Origin of the sequence: Idiomarina tyrosinivorans, assembly GCF_003987475.1 — a bacterium.
Taxonomy (GTDB): Bacteria; Pseudomonadota; Gammaproteobacteria; order Enterobacterales; family Alteromonadaceae; genus Idiomarina; species Idiomarina tyrosinivorans.
Genome location: NZ_PIQH01000004.1, coordinates 24,368 through 43,347 on the forward strand (window position 1 = coordinate 24,368; position 18,980 = coordinate 43,347).

13 protein-coding genes are annotated in these 18,980 nt (G+C 48.0%); 3 read left to right on the forward strand and 10 right to left on the reverse strand.

The features are described 5' to 3' along the window. The 6 genes from CWI84_RS04885 to CWI84_RS04910 are packed head-to-tail and all read right to left on the reverse strand — an operon-like array spanning position 1 to position 6,939. A complete protein-coding gene (locus CWI84_RS04885) occupies positions 1-1,734 on the reverse strand; it encodes a BatD family protein (protein WP_126841463.1) in 1,734 nt (577 codons plus the stop codon). Next, a complete protein-coding gene (locus tag CWI84_RS04890; RefSeq protein WP_126841464.1) occupies positions 1,728-3,566 on the reverse strand; it encodes a vWA domain-containing protein in 1,839 nt (612 codons plus the stop codon). Before CWI84_RS04890 ends, CWI84_RS04885 begins: the two co-directional genes overlap by 7 nt. Further along, positions 3,566-4,549 carry a vWA domain-containing protein gene (locus CWI84_RS04895; protein ID WP_126841465.1) on the reverse strand — a complete coding sequence of 328 codons (984 nt, stop codon included), beginning with the start codon at positions 4,547-4,549 and terminating at the stop codon, positions 3,566-3,568. The genes CWI84_RS04890 and CWI84_RS04895 overlap by 1 nt, the downstream gene beginning before the upstream one ends. Continuing rightward, complete coding sequence (locus tag CWI84_RS04900; protein ID WP_157980999.1) at positions 4,542-5,009, reverse strand: DUF4381 domain-containing protein; 468 nt, start codon at positions 5,007-5,009, stop codon at positions 4,542-4,544. Before CWI84_RS04900 ends, CWI84_RS04895 begins: the two co-directional genes overlap by 8 nt. Beyond that, a complete protein-coding gene (locus tag CWI84_RS04905) occupies positions 5,009-5,983 on the reverse strand; it encodes a DUF58 domain-containing protein (protein WP_241968734.1) in 975 nt (324 codons plus the stop codon). The genes CWI84_RS04900 and CWI84_RS04905 overlap by 1 nt, the downstream gene beginning before the upstream one ends. After that, on the reverse strand, positions 5,983-6,939 hold the full coding sequence (locus CWI84_RS04910; RefSeq protein WP_126841467.1) for an AAA family ATPase: 957 nt from the start codon (positions 6,937-6,939) through the stop codon (positions 5,983-5,985). The genes CWI84_RS04905 and CWI84_RS04910 overlap by 1 nt, the downstream gene beginning before the upstream one ends. A 197-nt stretch (positions 6,940-7,136) precedes the next feature. On the opposite strand from CWI84_RS04910, the gene fadI reads away from it, so the two are divergent. From fadI to CWI84_RS04925, 3 genes are all read left to right on the forward strand, one after another. Continuing rightward, on the forward strand, positions 7,137-8,447 hold the full coding sequence (gene fadI, locus CWI84_RS04915) for an acetyl-CoA C-acyltransferase FadI (RefSeq protein WP_126841699.1): 1,311 nt from the start codon (positions 7,137-7,139) through the stop codon (positions 8,445-8,447). Then, complete coding sequence (fadJ, locus tag CWI84_RS04920; RefSeq protein WP_126841468.1) at positions 8,447-10,576, forward strand: fatty acid oxidation complex subunit alpha FadJ; 2,130 nt, start codon at positions 8,447-8,449, stop codon at positions 10,574-10,576. Before fadI ends, fadJ begins: the two co-directional genes overlap by 1 nt. A gap of 111 nt (positions 10,577-10,687) precedes the next feature. Next, positions 10,688-10,885: a hypothetical protein gene (locus CWI84_RS04925; RefSeq protein WP_126841469.1), complete on the forward strand. Its 198-nt coding sequence runs from the start codon at positions 10,688-10,690 to the stop codon at positions 10,883-10,885. A gap of 58 nt (positions 10,886-10,943) precedes the next feature. Here the strand turns inward: CWI84_RS04925 and CWI84_RS04930 are convergent, their stop codons facing one another. The 4 genes from CWI84_RS04930 to CWI84_RS04945 form a co-directional block, all read right to left on the reverse strand. Further along, the gene (locus CWI84_RS04930) at positions 10,944-11,123 is read right to left on the reverse strand and encodes a hypothetical protein (protein WP_126841470.1); all 180 of its coding nucleotides are present in this window, start codon (positions 11,121-11,123) and stop codon (positions 10,944-10,946) included. 111 nt (positions 11,124-11,234) lie between these two features. Further along, positions 11,235-15,698 carry an EAL domain-containing protein gene (locus tag CWI84_RS04935; RefSeq protein WP_126841471.1) on the reverse strand — a complete coding sequence of 1,488 codons (4,464 nt, stop codon included), beginning with the start codon at positions 15,696-15,698 and terminating at the stop codon, positions 11,235-11,237. Positions 15,699-15,780: 82 nt separating this feature from the next. Further along, complete coding sequence (locus tag CWI84_RS04940; RefSeq protein WP_126841472.1) at positions 15,781-18,501, reverse strand: insulinase family protein; 2,721 nt, start codon at positions 18,499-18,501, stop codon at positions 15,781-15,783. A 48-nt stretch (positions 18,502-18,549) separates the two neighbouring features. Next, complete coding sequence (locus CWI84_RS04945; RefSeq protein WP_126841473.1) at positions 18,550-18,906, reverse strand: outer membrane protein assembly factor BamE; 357 nt, start codon at positions 18,904-18,906, stop codon at positions 18,550-18,552. Between the last annotated feature and the right edge of the window lie 74 nt (positions 18,907-18,980).

Sequence of the window (18,980 nt, forward strand, 5' to 3'; positions counted from 1 at the left end):
TTACAAAGATTTTTCACCGTATAGTTCGGGTAAGTCGGAGTGGGCTTGGTGTTTTCGTTTGCCGCTTTCCGATAGGTGCTGGCGTAATTGTTGATACAACGCTTTACCGCCGTTCCAGCGCGGCTTATTGACACTGTATAAGGCGGCCGAGAGCTGCTGGATTTGTTGCTCAAGTCTTGGGTCATGAAATTGTTGAGCTATTGCCAACAAGCTACCCGCGGCCTGACCGTAGTGCTGTTTAACCCATTGCCGAAGTGCACGCTCTGCAGCCTCGGCGTTATTTTCTTTACAGGCCCTTTGCAGCGATTTCCAAGCGTTGCTAGGTTGAGCACTAGCGGTTGTTGCTTGTTGTGGCGTTGACGCTTTGCTGCGAACACCTCGCCAGAGCAAGTAAAGGTTGAGCAGTAAAGACGCCGCCGCGATAACAATCACCAACCACAGCCATGCAGGAAGTTTGGTGGTTTCTATGATTTGCGGTTTATCAATGGTCACAGGCATCGCTGCTGCGGGATTTGCGGCATTGGTCTTATCAGTGCTTGGAGTGCTTGTCGGCGGCGTGTATTTGCTACCGGCGTTGGCGTCGCCAACGATATTGAGGGTTTGCGCAGGGACTACGGCGTAATTGCGTTGCTGGGTTTTCGTATTAAACCAAGGAATTTTTACTTCTGGCAATGTCAGTTTACCAGGCTGTTGGGGAACCACTGCCAAAGTAATGGTCTTTTGCGCAATGTTAGTACCGTTGCGGGTAAAATGGTCGGTGTCCGTATTATCAGGATAGACTTGCACGCTATCAGGAAACTGACTGTTAATGTCAGGCAATTGTTCTGGTTTAACCCCCACAGCCGTCAACATAAAGGTCACGGTAATGGGTTCGCCAACATTAATATCCTTATTGGCCGGCGATACTTGTCGTGAAAGCGATACCAAATCGCTTGGCAACCAATGCCCCTGCCAATTGTTTGGGATGGGTTTAACCTGCAGCGTTGTATCGTCGGCAATTGCGCTCACTGGCTCAGTATTTGAAAAGCTGGAAAACATCGACCTTTGGCCACTGCGGTAAACCTCGCCGTTAAAACGAGCGCCTTTAATCTCAAACGTTCCAGACTCGCTTGGCGTAATCACATAAGTACGCTGATAAACATGATAACGGCGGCCATCAACTATCTCCGTTGATTCTTCGTCGCGACCAATTTGGCGGATGTCTGCATTGTTTAATTGCGGTGCGGATAAATTACCTCGGTTGAGATCGGCAGCCAAATACAGTTTGGCGATGTAGGTAAGCTGTTGCTGCACATAAACCGATTGTTGGTCGACACTTGCGGTCACGAACGCGACACGATTTGCTATTCCTGCAGGGGCTTGCCCTTCCGCTAGTACTTGCAATTCTATCGGTGCCGAGCGGCTGCCATGGATGGTTATTGCTGGAATTGTAACAGTCCCCGCTGTTTGTGGAATAAGTACCGTACGAAAGGTTGTCAGACGGCTTTGTTCGCCATTGATAATGGATGTCTTGCGGCTGATCTGGGTTCCTCCGACGATGAAATCGCCAAACCACTGTTCCGGCTTATATTGGTCGGAATTCACATCGTCGTTAACGGTTACTGTTAGAATAAAAGACTCGTTGACCACCACGGGATTTTTGTCGACCGAAGCGGTAACTTTGGTCACGGTTGCCTGTGCGGCACCCGATAGTAACATGAGTAGGCCTAGCAGAGCGGTGAATACTCTTACCATTTTTGTTGATCTCCCTGCGGTTGCGTCATGCGTTGGCGGCGACGCTTTTGGTATTCCAACAGCATTTTATTGCGTAGCAAAATACTCGGATCATCTGGCACCCGTTTTAGCCATTGCTGCAATTGTTGGGCTTTTTCGTCACTTATGTCACTCGGGAACCCATTTGGGTTCGATTGCGGCGGCTGTTTTGATGGTTGCTCGCCATCCCCCGACGGTTGTTGAGACTGCTGCGCGTCATTCGCTGTTTGCTTTTTTTGCGATTGTTGCTGTTGGCGTTGCTGAGCTTGCGGCGAATTACCCTGCGAGTCTTGCGACTGCGAAGGTTTCGCTTGGCTGGACGAGTGCTGTTGCTGTTGCGCGTTCGCAGCAGCTGAATTATCGCCATCTTGTGACTTTTTCTGTTGTGACTGTTGTTGCTTTTGTTGGCCCTGTTGTTGTTTGTTTGGCCCTTGCTGTTGTTGCTGTTGTTGCTGTTGCTTCTGCAATTGCTGTTTTGCTAAGGCTAGATTGTCTTCAGCTTCAGGCCAGTTAGGGCGCAATTTGAGGGCTGCTTGGTAAGCTTCTACAGCGGCCGCAAATTGCTGTAATTGGTAAAGGCTATTACCACTATTGTATTCTGCCGCTGCGGAATGGCGTTGCTGAAATTGCAATAACGCTTGCTGGTATTGCTCTGCTTTATACAGAGCAGCGCCTTTTCGCATCGGATCCTCAAACAGCTCAGCGGCTTCGCCATAGCGCCCCTGATCAAACGCTTGTTGCGCTTGCTGTTGTTTATTCAGCCACCATTGTTGGGCGTTAGCGCTTGGCGCAGTGAAGCTGCTGAATAGGAATAGCGCGATAACGCTACCCAGCCAGCCTCCGCGACGCCATGGTAACAGCGCAAGCGGCAATAGTAACAACAGCAAGTAAATGCCATTATCCTGCCACTGATCGCCTTGGTATTTTGTGCTCGAGTTTTGCCCCTCGCGGGTGAGGGGGGGTAATTGGGTTAGCTGATGAATATCGTCATTGCCAATGCTAGAGCGGACAAAAACTCCCCCACTAATGTGCGCCAAATTTGCCAACCGTTCGAAATGTGTTTGCGCAATCACAACTTGCCCGTGCGAGTCTTTTATTAACGAACCATCGGCTTCACGGATTGGCGCGCCATTTTCTGTACCAACCGCGAGGATTGACACTCGATGTGGGTGATTGCGAATAAAATCGGTTAACGGCAGGGTGTCGCGGCTATCAATCCCATCGGTGATCCAGTAGATATCACCTTTGCTATAACCGGCATTATGCAATAATTCATCGGCAAGCTTTAATGCTGATAGCGGGTCGCTACCTTGAATAGGCATTATTTTAGGTGACAACGATGGAATCAGGTTCATTAAGTTATTACTGTCGTCTGTGAGTGGACTAATGGTAAACGCATCACCGCTATAAGCGATTAATCCAGTCCCTCCATCAAGCCCAGAACGGACTATATCCATAGCTTTAAAACGCATTCGGGTCAGCCGGTTGGGAGTAATATCGTCGACCGTAACCGACGGCGACATATCCATAACGATCACTTGCCCCGAACGCAGCTGATATACCGGTTGTGGCAGCTTTTGCCAGGTTGGACCGGCAATAGCAACAATGGCCAGTAGCCAACCTACAAGTAATGCATAAAGTAACGATGAGCCCTTTTGACGGCCTGCGTCGACCAAAACTTGGGCTAAATGTTTGGGGATAAAGCGCTGCCAGCCACTTTGATGGCGGTTCTGGTACCACAGCAAGACTCCCAATATTAGTGCTGGCAGTAACGCCAATAACCACCAAGGTCGAATAAAATGAAACTGTTCCATTATTTAGTCGCCCTCCGCAGTAGGCAAAACCCACCCGCTAACAGCAGTGACAGTATCAACGCCGCTGATAATGGCCAATAAAAGAGCTCGCTGCGTGGGCGTAATTGTTGGGTATTGCCTTTAACGGGCTCGTATTGGTCCAATAATCGGTAAATAGCTTCCAGCTCTTGAGTACTGCGCGCCCGAAAATAATCGCCGCCAGTCTCATTAGCGATCCGTTTTAGCAACGACTCATTGAGGTCTCGGCTTGGGTTTACTGTGGTTTGCCCAAAAAAGCCGTCGACGACGACTTCTTCGGCGCCAACGCCGATGGTATAGACTTTGACATCGAAAGCTTTAGCAAGTTCTAGTGCTTGTTCTGGGGTAACGTTGCCAGCCGTGTTTTGACCATCAGTAAGCAGAATCAGCACGCGGTTGGTCTTTTCGCGCAACTTAAAGCGCTTAACCGCCAATGCAATGGCGTCGCCGATGGCTGTTCGTTGTCCGACGAGCCCCAGCACCGACTCGTTAAGCATTTGCTGTACGGTGTTGAGGTCGTATGTCATTGGGGTTTGCAGGAACGCGGTATCGGCAAACAGAATGAGCCCTAAACGGTCGCCTTTACGCCGTGCAATAAAATCACTCATTACGTGTTTTACCATGGTCAGCCGATCAACGCGTTCACCTTGCAGGGTCATATCGGCAATTTCCATACTGCCTGATAAATCTACCGCGAGCATCAATTCTCGACCTTCATTTCTCACTGGGAGCGGGTCACCCAACCATTGTGGACGAGTCGCCGCGGCGACTAATAGCAACCAAATAAGGCTACCAATAACCAACGCCAAATATTTTTTGCCAGGTTTGGCAGCGGCATTATCGAACGCTTGTACGTCGGGATAACGCAGCGCGGAAATTGCTGCTTGCTTTGGCGGTAGCAGCCAACGCAACAGAAAAGGTATTGGTGCTAACAACGCTAGCCAGGGCCACTGCCATTCAATCATGTTTGGCCTCCTGCTGCTTTGTTGGGGGAAGTGCTTGTTGGATCCAAACTTTGGCGAAGTGCTGGTAGTTTTCGAAACTCGCTGTCTGACTAAACCACTGCTGTTGCCACTGCTGCACGCTAGGCTGCCATTGTTGGCGTTGCTTTTGCGGCAATTGTTCCAATAAAAACTGGAACCACTGTGGGCCTGATAGTGCGGCGATGCGGGTCCGCGGATAATAAGCAATACACGCCTGCTTTAGCAGCAAGGTTAATTGATGATGGTCGGCATTGGCTAATGCCGGCAAACGTTTGAGTGCGGCCTTTTTCGCCTTCCGACGCTGTTGATAGCGCCACAGCAATACGCCAGCAACCAGCAACACCACCAGCACTAAGGTTACTACAACCCAAACCGCAGGGGCGAGCGGCCACCAACTGGCAGCTTGCGGCACAACGATATCATGTAACGATACTTTATCCATTAGCGTGACACCTCGCGCCATTGTTGTTCTAACGCAAGACCACTGTTCACTTGATGGAGCGGAATACCCGCTTGATTAAGTTGCTGTATAACATGTTGCTGGCGTTGCGCGGCGTAGTTTTTGTAACGCTGCTGTTGTTGTTTGTCGCCCGCAATAATTCGCCGTTGACGTTTACCATCGGTGACGGCAAGGGGGTCTAGTCCGACTGCGTGGGGTAGCTCGAACTCAAACGGGTCAATAATCCAGAAGGCCTCGATAGGATAATGCTTGGCTAACACGCGTAGGCGTTCTGCGGTATTTTCATTGAGGTCATAGAAGTCGCTAATCAATAGTAATTGACTACCAGGACGAGCGAGCCGATCGACACGCTGCAAAATCTCAGTTAATACCTGGCTATGATTGCCAGATTGTCCTTGGCGCCAGTCAGCAAGACCTTGTTGGTGTAAGTCGACCAGACTGTGCAAGTAATGCAAGACACCACGTTGGCGCGCCATCGGTTTGAGTTCACGATGGCTTTGGACGTTCGCAACAATACCGCCAACTCGGTCACCACGTTTTTGCGCAAGCCAAGCAAGCGCGGCGGCTAAATGCGCGCTTTGTACTGACTTAAAGAGCAGTTGAGAACCGAAATATTGGCTAGGACTAAAGTCGGTTAAGACAAAGACCGGACGCTCTTTTTCTTCTCGGTATAATTTGGTGTGCGGTTGACCGGTGCGCGCCGTCACGCGCCAATCAATGGCACGGATATCATCGCCGGGCTGATACTGTCGAACTTCGTCGAATTCCATGCCGCGACCACGAATTTTGCTCAAGCTGGTACCGGCTTGTACTGTGCGCGGAATCTTCTTGCGCTTATTCGCAAATGCCGGCAACTTGCTTTGGTAATACAGCAATTCCGCGATACCTAACTCGACGCCGTTACTGTGCAGCGTCGTTAGCCAGTCTAGCGCTTTCATCGTCTCAGAGTTTGCCATTAGGGTGCAGGCACGTGTTCAACAATTGTATCAAGTACGTGATCAATATTGATGCCGTCTGCTTCGGCTTGGTAACTGAGGATAATACGGTGACGCAAGACGTTATGAAACACTGCGGTCACATCATCTGGGGTCACGTAGTCGCGTTCATGCAGCCATGCATTAGCTCGCGCACAGCGCTCCAGAGCAATGGTTGCTCGTGGACTCGCACCATAACCAATCCAAGATGCTAACGCCTGGTTGTAGCGGCTTGGTTCGCGAGTGGCAATGATTAATTGCACGATATAATCTTCGACTGCCTCATCCAGATACATCTCCAACACGTCGCGACGGGCTTGGAAAAGCTGTTGCTGTGTTAGAGGCTCTGGCATTTTAGCCGAACCGGATAGGCTCTCACCGCGAGTTAGGCGTAAGATTTCCCGCTCGGTAGCGGCTTCTGGGTAACCTAGCGACAGGTGCATTAGAAAGCGGTCTAGCTGCGCCTCTGGGAGTGGATATGTCCCTTCTTGTTCGAGTGGATTCTGGGTAGCGAGTACCATGAATAACTCGGGGAGGGGATAGGTTTTCTGACCCACGGTAATTTGCCGCTCTGCCATTGCTTCCAACAGCGCTGATTGAACTTTCGCCGGCGCTCGGTTGATCTCATCCGCAAGAATTAGGTTGTGAAACAAGGGGCCTTGTTGAAACTCAAAAGTACCGGTTTCGGGTCGGTAAATGTCAGTACCCGTCAGATCCGCGGGGAGCAGGTCGGGGGTAAATTGCACTCGGTGAAAGTTACCCTCAATGCCTTGTGCCAAGGCGTTGACCGCTCGGGTTTTTGCTAATCCAGGAGGTCCCTCAACTAACAAGTGACCGTCCGCGAGCACGGCAATGAGCAAATTCTTGGTAAAGGTCTTTTGGCCAAGAACCTGATGATTAAGATAGTCTTGTAGTGCACGAAATTGTTTAGCTGCCATACGCCTCCCGAGCTGATTTTTCGGCGGTTACTCACTACTCTGATAGGGTGAGATGGAAAATCGTTCACTGGCGAACCATTTTCTGCCCCTATACTGTATCGAAAACAGCGGTTTTATTCTGCGATTGAACGCGCTAAAATTTGTAACATCTTTTGTGGTCTGACCAGTTCAGGCCGAATTATGATTTCAGGAGAAGCATTATGTCGGCACCACGACTGCAGACAAACACCGGGGAACGGATCGCGATTGTTGCCGGTCTGCGTACACCTTTTGCAAAGCAAGCGACCTATTTTCACGGTGTGCCTGCGTTAGACTTGGGCAAAATGGTGGTTCAAGAACTGATCAACCGTACCGAAATAGACCCGAAAATTGTTGAACAGTTAGTTTTTGGACAAGTTGTGCAAATGCCTGAAGCGCCGAATATCGCTCGCGAAGTAGTTTTGGGCACCAGTTTACCGGTGACTACCGATGCCTTCAGTGTCTCGCGCGCGTGTGCCACCAGCTTCCAATCCGCAGTCAGTGTGGCTGAAACAATGGCCGCTGGGCAAATTAGCGTGGGCATTGCGGGGGGAGCAGACTCGTCGTCAGTACTACCAGTTGGTGTGAGTAAACGTCTCGCCCGTGCGCTGGTGGACTTATCTAAAGCGCGCAGCCTAGGCCAACGGGTAAAAATTATCGCGTCGTTAAAACTTAAAGATCTGCTGCCAGTGCCACCCGCGGTGGCAGAGTACAGCACGGGATTATCGATGGGAGACACTGCAGAGCAAATGGCCAAGACCCATCAGATTAGCCGTCGAGACCAAGACGAATTGACGCTGCGCTCGCATAATTTAGCCCATCAGGCGTGGGAAAATGGTTGGCTAAGTGACGAAGTGATGACTGCTTATGCAGAGCCATATACCAGCCATCTGAGCCGCGACAATAATATTCGTGCCGGCGGTGATATCGATAAGCTTGCGAAGTTGAAGCCGGTGTTTGACCGCCGCCATGGTTCGGTCACTGCCGCTAACAGCACGCCATTAACCGATGGCGCTTCTGCCATATTGATGATGACTGAGAGTCGAGCCAAAGCAGAAGGGTTGCCGATTATGGGCTATATCAGAAGCTACGCATTCGCGGCTATTGATGTCTGGGAAGATATGTTAATGGGGCCTTCCTACGCTACTCCGAAAGCGTTAGATGCTGCAGGAATGACCCTACAAGATCTTGATTTAATCGACATGCACGAGGCGTTTGCGGCGCAAACGCTGGCGAACATGAAGATGTTTGCTAGCACTAAGTTTGCACAAGAAAAGCTGGGTCGTGACCGCGCCATCGGTGAAATCGATATGGACAAGTTTAATGTGTTGGGTGGTTCGATTGCTTATGGTCACCCATTCGCTGCTACAGGTACTCGAATGATTACCCAAACCCTGCGTGAGTTACAACGCCGTGGTGGTGGCGTCGGCCTCACAACGGCTTGTGCTGCGGGCGGATTAGGCACAGCAATGATTTTGGAGACGGAATAATGACTGAACAACAACGCGCTTTTTCTATGCAGGTACGCGATGACGGCGTTGCTGTTATCACCATTGATGTGCCTGGCGAGTCAATGAATACGCTAAAGGAAAGCTTTGCTAAAGAAGTGGGTGAATTACTGACCGAGATTGAGCAATCGTCGGACATTCAAGGGGTTGTGATTAGCAGTGGTAAACCGTCATCGTTTGTTGCCGGTGCTGACATAGGGATGATTGACCGCTGCGAAAATGCTGCTGATGCGGCAAGTTTGGCGCGCCAAGGGCAAGCCATGTTTGACCGTATTGAGCAGTTGTCGATTCCTGTTGTGGCGGCAATTCACGGTCCGTGTTTAGGCGGTGGCTTGGAATTAGCGATGGCTTGCCATACGCGCATTGCCAGTGACAGCGACAAAACCGTGCTAGGTTTGCCAGAGGTGCAATTGGGTTTGTTGCCAGGCTCCGGAGGAACGCAACGATTACCGCGCATTGTCGGCACTCAGCAAGGACTCACCATGATCCTTACTGGTAAGCAATTACGTGCCAAACAAGCGCGTTCACGCGGGTTAGTGAGCGAAGTGGTGCCGCAGTCAATTTTGCTCGATGTTGCCATTAAACACGCGCTTAACGGCAAAGTGAAGCGGGCAAAAGCTAAGTTGTCGGGGCTAGGGTGGTTGCTCGAGTCAAACCGTTTTGGCCTTGAGTTTTTATTTAAAAAAGCGCGCGAGCAAGCGCAGAAGAAAGCCAAAGGCAATTACCCAGCAATTGATAAAATTATTGATGTGGTCCGCAAAGGTGTCTTTAGTGGGCATGAAGCTGGGCTTTCTGCCGAAGCCGATGCATTTGGCGAACTGGCAATGACCGCGGAATCTTTCCAGCTCCGCCAGCTGTTTTTTGCGACCACAGAAATGAAGAAAGAAACCGGCGCTGATGGCGTTAAGCCTCGCGCTCTGCACCATGTGGGTGTGCTCGGTGGCGGTCTAATGGGGGGCGGCATTGCTTATGTCACAGCGGCGAAAGCAGGCCTACCGGCTCGCATTAAAGATATTAATGAAGAGGGTATTAGTCACGCCTTGCACTATAGTTACGAACGTTTGCAGAAAAAGGTCAAACGTGGGCATATGCGTCGTAACGAGTTAGAAAAGACAATGCTACGGCTGAGTGGAACGACAGAATATAACGGCTTTTCGCGTGCAGATGTAGTGATTGAGGCGGTATTCGAAGACCTGGATCTGAAACAGAAAATGGTCGCGGATATTGAGCAGTGTGGCAGCGAAAAAACCATTTTTGCGACCAATACCTCGTCCCTACCTATCACCCAGATTGCGGCCAAGGCTGCTCGGCCAGAAAATGTCATCGGCCTACATTACTTTTCCCCGGTCGATAAGATGCCTTTGGCTGAAATTATTACCCATGCTGGAACGGCTGATGAAACCATCGCGACAACGGTTGCACTGGCGCGTAAGCAGGGTAAGACCCCGATTGTAGTAAAAGACGGCGCCGGCTTCTTTGTTAATCGCATCTTGGCGCCTTATATGAACGAAGCGGCACGTTTACTATTAGCGGGTGAACCGATTGAAAAACTCGATAAAGCATTGGTTAAATGGGGATTCCCAGTGGGCCCGGTAACCTTGTTGGACGAGGTGGGTATTGATGTGGCTGGTAAAGTTGCGCCAATTTTAGTGAACGAGTTGGGTGAGCGCTTTACCGCACCCGATGCCTTCCAGCGTTTGTTGGATGATGAGCGTAAAGGTAAGAAGAACCAAAAAGGTTTTTACCAATACGGCAAAAAAGTTAAAGGCAAGCCGGTTGACCAAAGTGTTTATCAAGTGTTGGGGGTTAACCCAAGTGGCAGCCTCAGCGAAGAGCAAATTGCGTTGCGCTGTGTGCTACCAATGCTCAATGAAGCAGCCTATTGCTTGGATGAAGGGATTGTTCGTAGTGCCCGCGATGGCGATATTGGCGCGGTGTTTGGTATCGGTTTTCCGCCGTTCCGTGGTGGACCTTACCGCTTTATGGACGCCTTTGGCATTAGCAATGTGGTTGATGAATTGCAAAAGCTTGTTGCAGAGCAGGGTGAACGGTTTGCCCCAGCACCACTATTGTTGGCTATGGCAGAGAAGCAGCAACGCTTTTATGAGTAATTGTTAACGATATCCGTTGCTGGTGAATAATTGCACAACGGATATCATACAGATTACGCAGCACGTAATCGGTATAATAAATGCTCAAATAGAAATGATTGGAGTACCCTCATGCTTTTAACATTATCGGTATCAGTTTGCTCAGGTGCATTTTTGTATACGCAAGCACTCAAGCGAGCAATGGGCGCTAAGCGCTGGGCATGTATGGGACTGATTGTTGGCCCGTTGGCTTGGCCATTAATGGTTAGCCAATTCCGATTGCGTTGGCTGAAGGCAAAAGGCCCTGATTTAGTCACCGTAGGGGCATAACAACCCAATAACAAAAAAGGCTCCCAAGGGAGCCTTTTTTAATTGCCTGAATGGCTTATTAGATGTCGATGTTGCGAGGAATTTCCGTAGTGCCGCCAGTGCGTTTAGTTGTTGCTACTGCCACTTGGTTGACAACCACAACCTCTTCTGTTGAAGCTACGAGATCTGCCGAGTTAACCTGAGCTGAATTTGGTACAGCGGTATTTAATGCAGATGCTAAAACGATAGTTGCGAACATAGAAAAACTCCTAAAACAGTGTTGAATAGTCTCAAGAGTGTCTAAGCTTAAATCATGCCAACTTTTACAGGCGCTTTAACTGCTTGTATTAACGAATCTTTTTCTATTGTGTCATATTTTTGACGCTTGCTCTTGGCCGAAATTAAGCCAATGGTTTAATGCTAATGGCTTGGCAAATAAGTAGCCTTGCGCGTATTCGCAGCGTAGCGTGCGTAACACAGTCATCTGCTCAGTGGTTTCTACCCCTTCTGCCACAACATTCAGCCCCATATTGTGTGCCATCGAGATAATCGAGGCGACCATGTTGCGGTCGACATCGCTCACCGCAATATCGTCCACAAAGGCTTTGTCGATTTTTAAGCTATGGATAGGGAAGCGCTTTAAATAAGCCAACGATGAGTACCCTGTGCCAAAGTCATCGAGCGCAAGATGAATGCCCATCTCGGTTAATTCAGTCATGATATGAATAGCTCGTTCGGGATCTTGCATGACCATGCCCTCGGTAATTTCGAACTCAATATATTTGGCTTCAATACGCTCCTGTTTGAGGATCCGTTCGATATCATCGACCAATGTTGCCTGATTAAATTGGCGTGCGGACAAATTCACTGCCATTCGGCATGGCGGCAATCCCGCGGCTAACCATTGCCGCATTGCACGGCAAGATTGCCGCAACACTTGCTCACCCAGTTCAATAATCAAACCGGTTTCTTCCGCTAACGGAATAAAGGTCAGTGGACTCAGCATGCCTTCATCCGGCACGTGAATGCGCGCCAACGCCTCTACGCCAGCCACCGTCTGGCTGGCAATATCCACCTTAGGTTGGAAGTGCACTTGTAGCCAATCATTTTTCAGCGCTTGGCGAATAGTGTTCTCGAGTTGCAGTCGGCTGACCGCATTTTGGTTCATCGATTCGCTAAAGAACTGGTAGCAGTTTCCGCCGCGTCGTTTGGCATGGTACATGGCATTATCGGCACTCTGTAACAGCTCTTGTGAGGTGTTACCATCGTTAGGGTATGCAACAATGCCGATAGAGCTACTGATCACCACCTCTTGCTCGTTAATAAAAAACGGCGTAGCGACCAGTTCATTAATATCGGTTGCTACCTTGGTGATGAGGTTAAGGTCGGTGGAGTCTTCAATTAAAAAGCCAAATTCATCGCCACCTAAGCGGTACAGTGTATCTTGCTTACGGCCGATATTCTGCAACCGTTCTACCACTTGACACAGCAGTCGGTCGCCGGTCTCATGGCCTAATGAGTCGTTAACCTTTTTAAAGTTGTCTAAGTCGAATACTAGAAGCGCGTGCTGTAAACGCTTACGTACCAAGTTGGAATGGCTCATCTGGAAATAAGAACGGTTCGGCAAGCCAGTAAGCGTATCAGTGTTCGCCAGTCGTCGCAGTTCAGTCTCGTTACGTTTGCGCTCGGATATATCGGAGAAGCTGCAGACATAAAATACAATATCACCTGCATCATCACGAATTGTATCTATGGTCAGCTCCATTTGGTAAGTCGAGCCATCAGCGCGGCGGTCGGCAATTTCACCGTGCCAGGAGCCGTCGATGCCCAGTTCATGCTTAATTTGTTCGACAAAGCCTTGATGATAAAGCGGCAACTCAAAAGGCTTATCGAGGATTTCATCACGTTTAAACCCAGTGATTTTTTCGAACGCAGGATTGACCTCTTTGAGTAAAAACTGGGTGTCGTAAATGCAAATACCGTCGGAAATATTGGTGACCGAGGTGGCGAGCATTTTCACTCGCTCTTCTGCAGCAACCAACGCCGAAATATCTTTTAGCGTACCCGCCATCCGCAGTGGATGACCCTTTTCGTCATAGGCAACCACTTTACCGCGGTCCAGAATCCATAGCCAGCCATTGGGCACTTTGACACGGTAGGTGGCTTCAAAGTGCTCGGTATCACCGTCTAAATGAGCTTGCAATTTGTTTTGCATGGACAGTAAGTCTTGCGGATGAATATTGCTATGTTGACTATTCCCCCAACGTTTGCCGTCGACTGGAAAGTTACGCAATTTTTCCCAGTCATTATGGCGGAATAGCTCACCGCTACGAATATTCCAGTCCCATAATTGATCCCCGCTTCCCCACAAACTTAATTTTAAGCGCTCTTCACTCGTCTTTACGCGTTGGGCTTGTCGTTGTTTGTTTCTATAATTTATAAATAGAAAACTCGCAATCAATGTCGCTAGGCAACCGTAAGCTATTAATGCCCAAAGGCTTAACCACCATGGTGGAAGGACAATTACCTTTAACTTCCGAGATCCGCCCCATGAAGAACCGTTATCAGACGATGCTTCAACGATAAATTGATACTTACCGGAGTTCAGATTGGTATATGTTGCCAATCGACTGGAAGCGGGAGTCTCATTCCACTCTTTATCTAGAGGGTTAAGACGATACCTGTACTTAATACTTCTTGGCTCGATGGGAGTCGGTAAGGCGAATTGAAGTGAAAACTGATTATTCTCCGAATTGACCTTTAAAACATCAGTTTTAACTATGTTTTTGGGGTTGTCTTTGCTAAATGTATCTAAAGCAACATTTTTACTATAGTGAAGTACGCGTGTCAGGACAACAGGCACTGTTTCTGTCATTTTCTTTCGTGTTGATAATTTTATTTTTATAAGGCCATTTAGAGAAGATAGATAGATACTTCGATCTTTTGAGATAATTGCAGATGTTACATCGATTTCGGTAAGCTCATTGTCGAAACTAAGAATCAACTTTGGTGATTCAGGTGTGCTCAAGTCGTAAACTCCGACAGTTGTAACTACCCAGAGCTTTTCATCAACGATGTCCATCGCAACAATATTTTCATCTTTAAGGACAGAACTTACTTCATTCGCCTCTTCCCAACTAAAAAATAGTCCATTATAGTATAGTCCTTGCCGTGCGGTAGCGACATAGAACTCACCATTGTATTCGTGTGTAGAAATAATTTTTGCACTTTTATCGAATTTGATTTCAGTGCTTCCTGCAAGAAAACTGTTACTAGGGTGAAAAACGTAGAGTTCTCTGTTTGTTCCGAGCATGAGCATATCAGTTCGATAGGCTCCAACGTATTGAAGACCAAGCATCGATTTAGGTAACTGATATCTTGTCAATTTATAGCCAGATGGCGACTGTTTAGATAAGGAGACTCTAGTTATTTCATGGGAGTTACTGGCATACCATAAGGCGTTATCTTGATAGGCGAACTTACTTAATTTTGCCCCGTTAACAGCATCGATAAATTGGTATTCACCGGTCTCTGGGTTTAGCCAACCTACTTTTGATGATGTAGCAAACCACAATTTATTATCGAAGCCATCAAATAATCGCCAAACAGATTTATCTGATTCGATGGGATATGTCGTAAATTCTTCTGTGACTGGATTGAATAATTGAATATCGCCTGACTGAGTCGCGAGCCATACTTTTCCATTATCAGCTTCTTCTAGAGCCCATATTTTATCATCTAAAAGGTTTGAGTGACCCTTGGCTCTAGAGTATTTTGTAATTATAACTCCACTTGGATTGTAGCGATGTAAGCCACCACTTACTGCTCCCAACCAAATAATATCGTTAGAATCCTTATAAAGCCTATAAATATAATTATTCCCTAGGCTGTTACTATCTATTGCAGATTCATGAACTCTTTGAATATCAAAGGTTTTTAAATCAATAATATTGAGTCCATTCTCTGATGCGACCCAAACGACTGATTTTGAAATCTGAACTATGTTTCTAAGGGCATTACTTGATAGACCATCTTCTTTGCTCAAATGTTTGATTATGCGATAACTATTATCTAATACGTAAAGCCCATTAGTAGTAGCTAGCCATAACTGCTCATTTAAACGCTTAGCGTCAAAAAGTGTTGCCACATCTAGCTTTTCAGTGATGGGATTTTCTTTCGATATATCAAATGCTTGCTCGGACTCGCCGTCCCATACGTAAATACCTTTGAAGTAACTTCCCAACCAATACCAACCATTCGTCTCATCATGAAATGAGGCTCTAATTTCAGTTATTTGATGTTTATCGCTACTGATTGATCTTGAAGTGAAGCTATCGCTTTTCTCATCGTAGATGTAGGAACCTATTGATGTTGATATCATCAACTCGCCGTTGGGTAATTCAGTGTATGACCAAATTTTATCTTTCTCATTAAGATCTGTTTTGTCTATACCAGTATAAACATGAAAACCATCGATTTTTTCATCGTACCGCGCAAGCCCACTTTGAGTTCCTACCCATAGTCGTTCTTTACTATCTACGTAGACATTTCTAACTAAATTAGAAGGAATGGAGTGGGGATCCTCAGTATCAAAATAATATGTTTTAAATTCATAGCCATCGAAACGGCTTAGACCGTTATAGGTCGCGATCCACAAAAAACCACGCTTATCCCGGACCATATCGAAAATCATATTATGGGAGAGTCCTTGGGAAGCGGTATAGCGAGTAAATCTCGGCGGCTCAGCTATGGCTGAGGCTGAAAACGACCACACCAAGAGCAGTAATGTGAAGACACTACTACACCATTTAGCAAACGTTGTTTTTTGGCGCACAGAGGTTCCTTTCGCTGGCTATTTTAGATAGCTCTGATTATTGCGATAACTGCAAAGAAAGTAACGGAATACGGGGACTCTGTCAAAGTTGAGCGTAAGAATTCAGCCATAGAGCGGCGGGCTTTTGCAAAAACCGCTCAGAAAACCAACGTATCCATTTTGTCCGGCTGCACTGGTTAACTATCCGTTGCAGTTGTTGCTGTTGCTCAAATTGTGGTTCGCCTAGGGAGATTTGTCCCCAAAAACGTTGGCTCTTGCTGCGTAAGTTGGCGTCTTTAACGCTAAGTTGGCGACCCAATGTTTGCTGAATTTCTTTCCAACGAATATCTGTCAGCTGGTTCAAAGATTGTCCGAAGTTTTGGATAAATTGTTCAATTGCAGCTTGTACTTGCTCTATTGGGGCGTCGTGAGATTGTACAAACATTAAGCTTCCCGGTAGTCGCTGCATGGAGAGGTAATGGCTACCAACCACGTAGCCTAATTGCTGTTCGGTTCGCAATTGCTGAAATATTTGCGGCGCCAGTAAATGCTGTGCAATTAAATAGTGAGCCTGTTCTTGGTGGCTGCTGTCTGCGCCTTGGTTATATAAAATCACCGCTGCATCTTTATGTTGCGAGCGTACCGTTTGCTTTTGCTGCGAAGGGCGCTGGAGTTGTTTAACCATCAATGGCTGTTCAGCATCCGCTTGTCGCGCCGGTAGTTCCTGTTGTAACCGTTGAACCAACTGGTCGGCATGCTCGGGTAACCAATTGCCGTGCATAAATGCGCTGATTTCAAGTGGCGACCAGAGTTGGGTCAAGCACTGTTGGTATTCGTCAAAACTGAGTGTTTGTAGCTCCTCTGCGAGGTCAGACAAGCGGAAGCAACCCGGTTGTATTTGTTGGTTTAACTCAGAAAATAATAAGTTGATCGGCTGGTTTTTATAAGCTGTTGTCCAGTTGTTAATCAGCGTCTGCCGCAAATCTTCCCAGCGGCTTGGAGCGGCAAGGTGCTCATTGCGCACTGCTAACAGCTGGTCAAGGAGCGCTAACTGCCGACGTGATAAGCCAGTAATATGCCAGCAAATACCGCTTGGATGCGGATATATGTTGCTGTGTAGTCCGGCGATTTCTGCGTCATAACAGGTCTCAGCCAGTGAATCCATGACCAATTCACACCACAGTCGGGCGGTAGCGAACAAGCGCTGGTCAGTTGCCATCGACGGTAGTTTAAAATCAACGTATAAGTGGCCTTTCGGCGAGCGAAACTGGTTTTCTTGCAAGTACCAAACGGTCAGTTCTTGCTGTTGATGGTGTAACCTTGGCAGTGACTGTTCCGTGGCTACTTCAAAAACCGAAACGTCAGCATCGATATAAGGGTTGGTTTTAGGTAATTTCGCAGAAAATGCTGCTGGCGGCTGCTGGTAGCGCGCCAACTGCGCATTGCTAAGAGGTTGTATATGGTACTCAGCTTGGTACAACGTGGTACAGCGTGATGTCGGTAGCTGTTGTGAAACCAAGGTTATACGCGCGTTTGCCGGCGTCATCAGTGCCAACCACTGTTGCGCTTTTGCTGCGTCCAATCCGTCCATTCGGTAATCGCCGAAAATACTGTCGGCAACATCGTAGTGATGCATGTTAACGGCTAATTGCGCTGCCCAATCGACCAGCTTGACTGGCTCTTGATAGCGAAAACTCAGGGTCGACAGTTGCTGTTTTTCGCGGTAACGCCAATCCTCAATACCATGTGCTGCCAGCTCACGAATGTAGGCAAATACCGCAGCACAGATATCGTCAGTATGTGACAAGCCATCTGCTGTTAGCTGAATATTAATATTGAAATCTTTAAAATTACTGCCGCTGATACCGCCACCAGCCGATAAGGTGTTAATCCAGCCCTGAGCCTTGAGCCATGAACAGAGGCTGTCTGGGCCCTCATAGCCCAGGATGTGGGCAATAAAGCTCGTGGTTTTGCGGCGGTAGTCGTCATCGATTGCCGGCAATGCAAAGGTTAAAATTAGTCGTCTAGCACGTTTTAATGGCCTTAAGTGCAGCTGCACACCCAATTGGTCAGCGCGATAGAGCGGTGCTGAGATCTTTTCTTTGCGGCCCTTGTTGGGTTGCACTTGAGCAAAATGTTGGTGTGCTAACGCCGCTAATTCAGCTAACGGTTGTGGTCCTGCCAAAACCAGGCGCATATTGCCCGCGTGATAATGCTGCTTAAAGAAGTCGAGCAACTGTTGGCGAATACTCACTCCTGGTAGGTCTCGCAAGGTCAGTAAATTACCCACCGAAAACTTGTGGAATGGGTGATTAGGGTTGCTGGTTTCTTTATGGACTTGGTACAAGCGCCGTAACTCGTCCTTTTCTTTTAGTCGGAATTCAGACTCAATAGACTGACGCTCTCGTTCAATCCACTGTTGGCTAAATAATGGCGCGATAAACTGGCTAGCAAAACGCGCTAACGCAGGGCTGAATTGCTCGGCGCTGACATCAAAGAAAAAGTTACTGTGTTCGGTGCCTGTCCAGGCATTATGGTGGCCACCATGAGTAGCAAGGAAGTCACTGTAAGCATTGACTTCAGGGAACGCCTCCGTTCCCAGAAACAACAAGTGCTCTAAGAAATGCGCAAGCCCTTGGCGGTCCTCAGGATCATCGAAATGGCCAGCGTTAACAGCCAGAGCCGCTGCAGCTTTGGTTTCATCTGGTTGCCGAATTAATAGCACTTGCAGACCGTTGTCCAAGGTCAGTGGGCAATATTCTCGCCCATCTGCGGGGCTTTTAATTACTGCATCTTCACTGTACGAGGACGCACGGTCCGGCATAATCTGTCCTTACCGACCACCTGATAGGGAATATCAGGTCGGGGCTAATTAGGGCGCAGCCTGCTCTAACGGCGTGTCGAACTGAGCGGGTTTATCGAAATCTCCTGACATAGATACGAGCCGACCTTGGTCAAAGTTCAACACCAGTTCTTTGCGATAAATATCGCCGCGGTTCGGATTATTCTGATAAACATACATCCAACGGTCATTATCGAACGCATTGTCCGCGACGGGTTGGCCGAGCACATATTTTACCTGCTCTTTGTTCATGCCTTTTCGCAATTGGTCAACGTCACGCTGTTCCAAGTAGTTGCCTTGCGGAATATCAATGCGATAAACCATTTTGTCTAGAACCGAACATGCACTGAGCATCGCAACAGCGGCGAAAATAGCGAAACGTCTCATGAAACCTCTTTGAGAATTGTCAAAAAAACAAAAACTGATGATAAACAATACACCCGTTTAACTCCAGCGTTGCT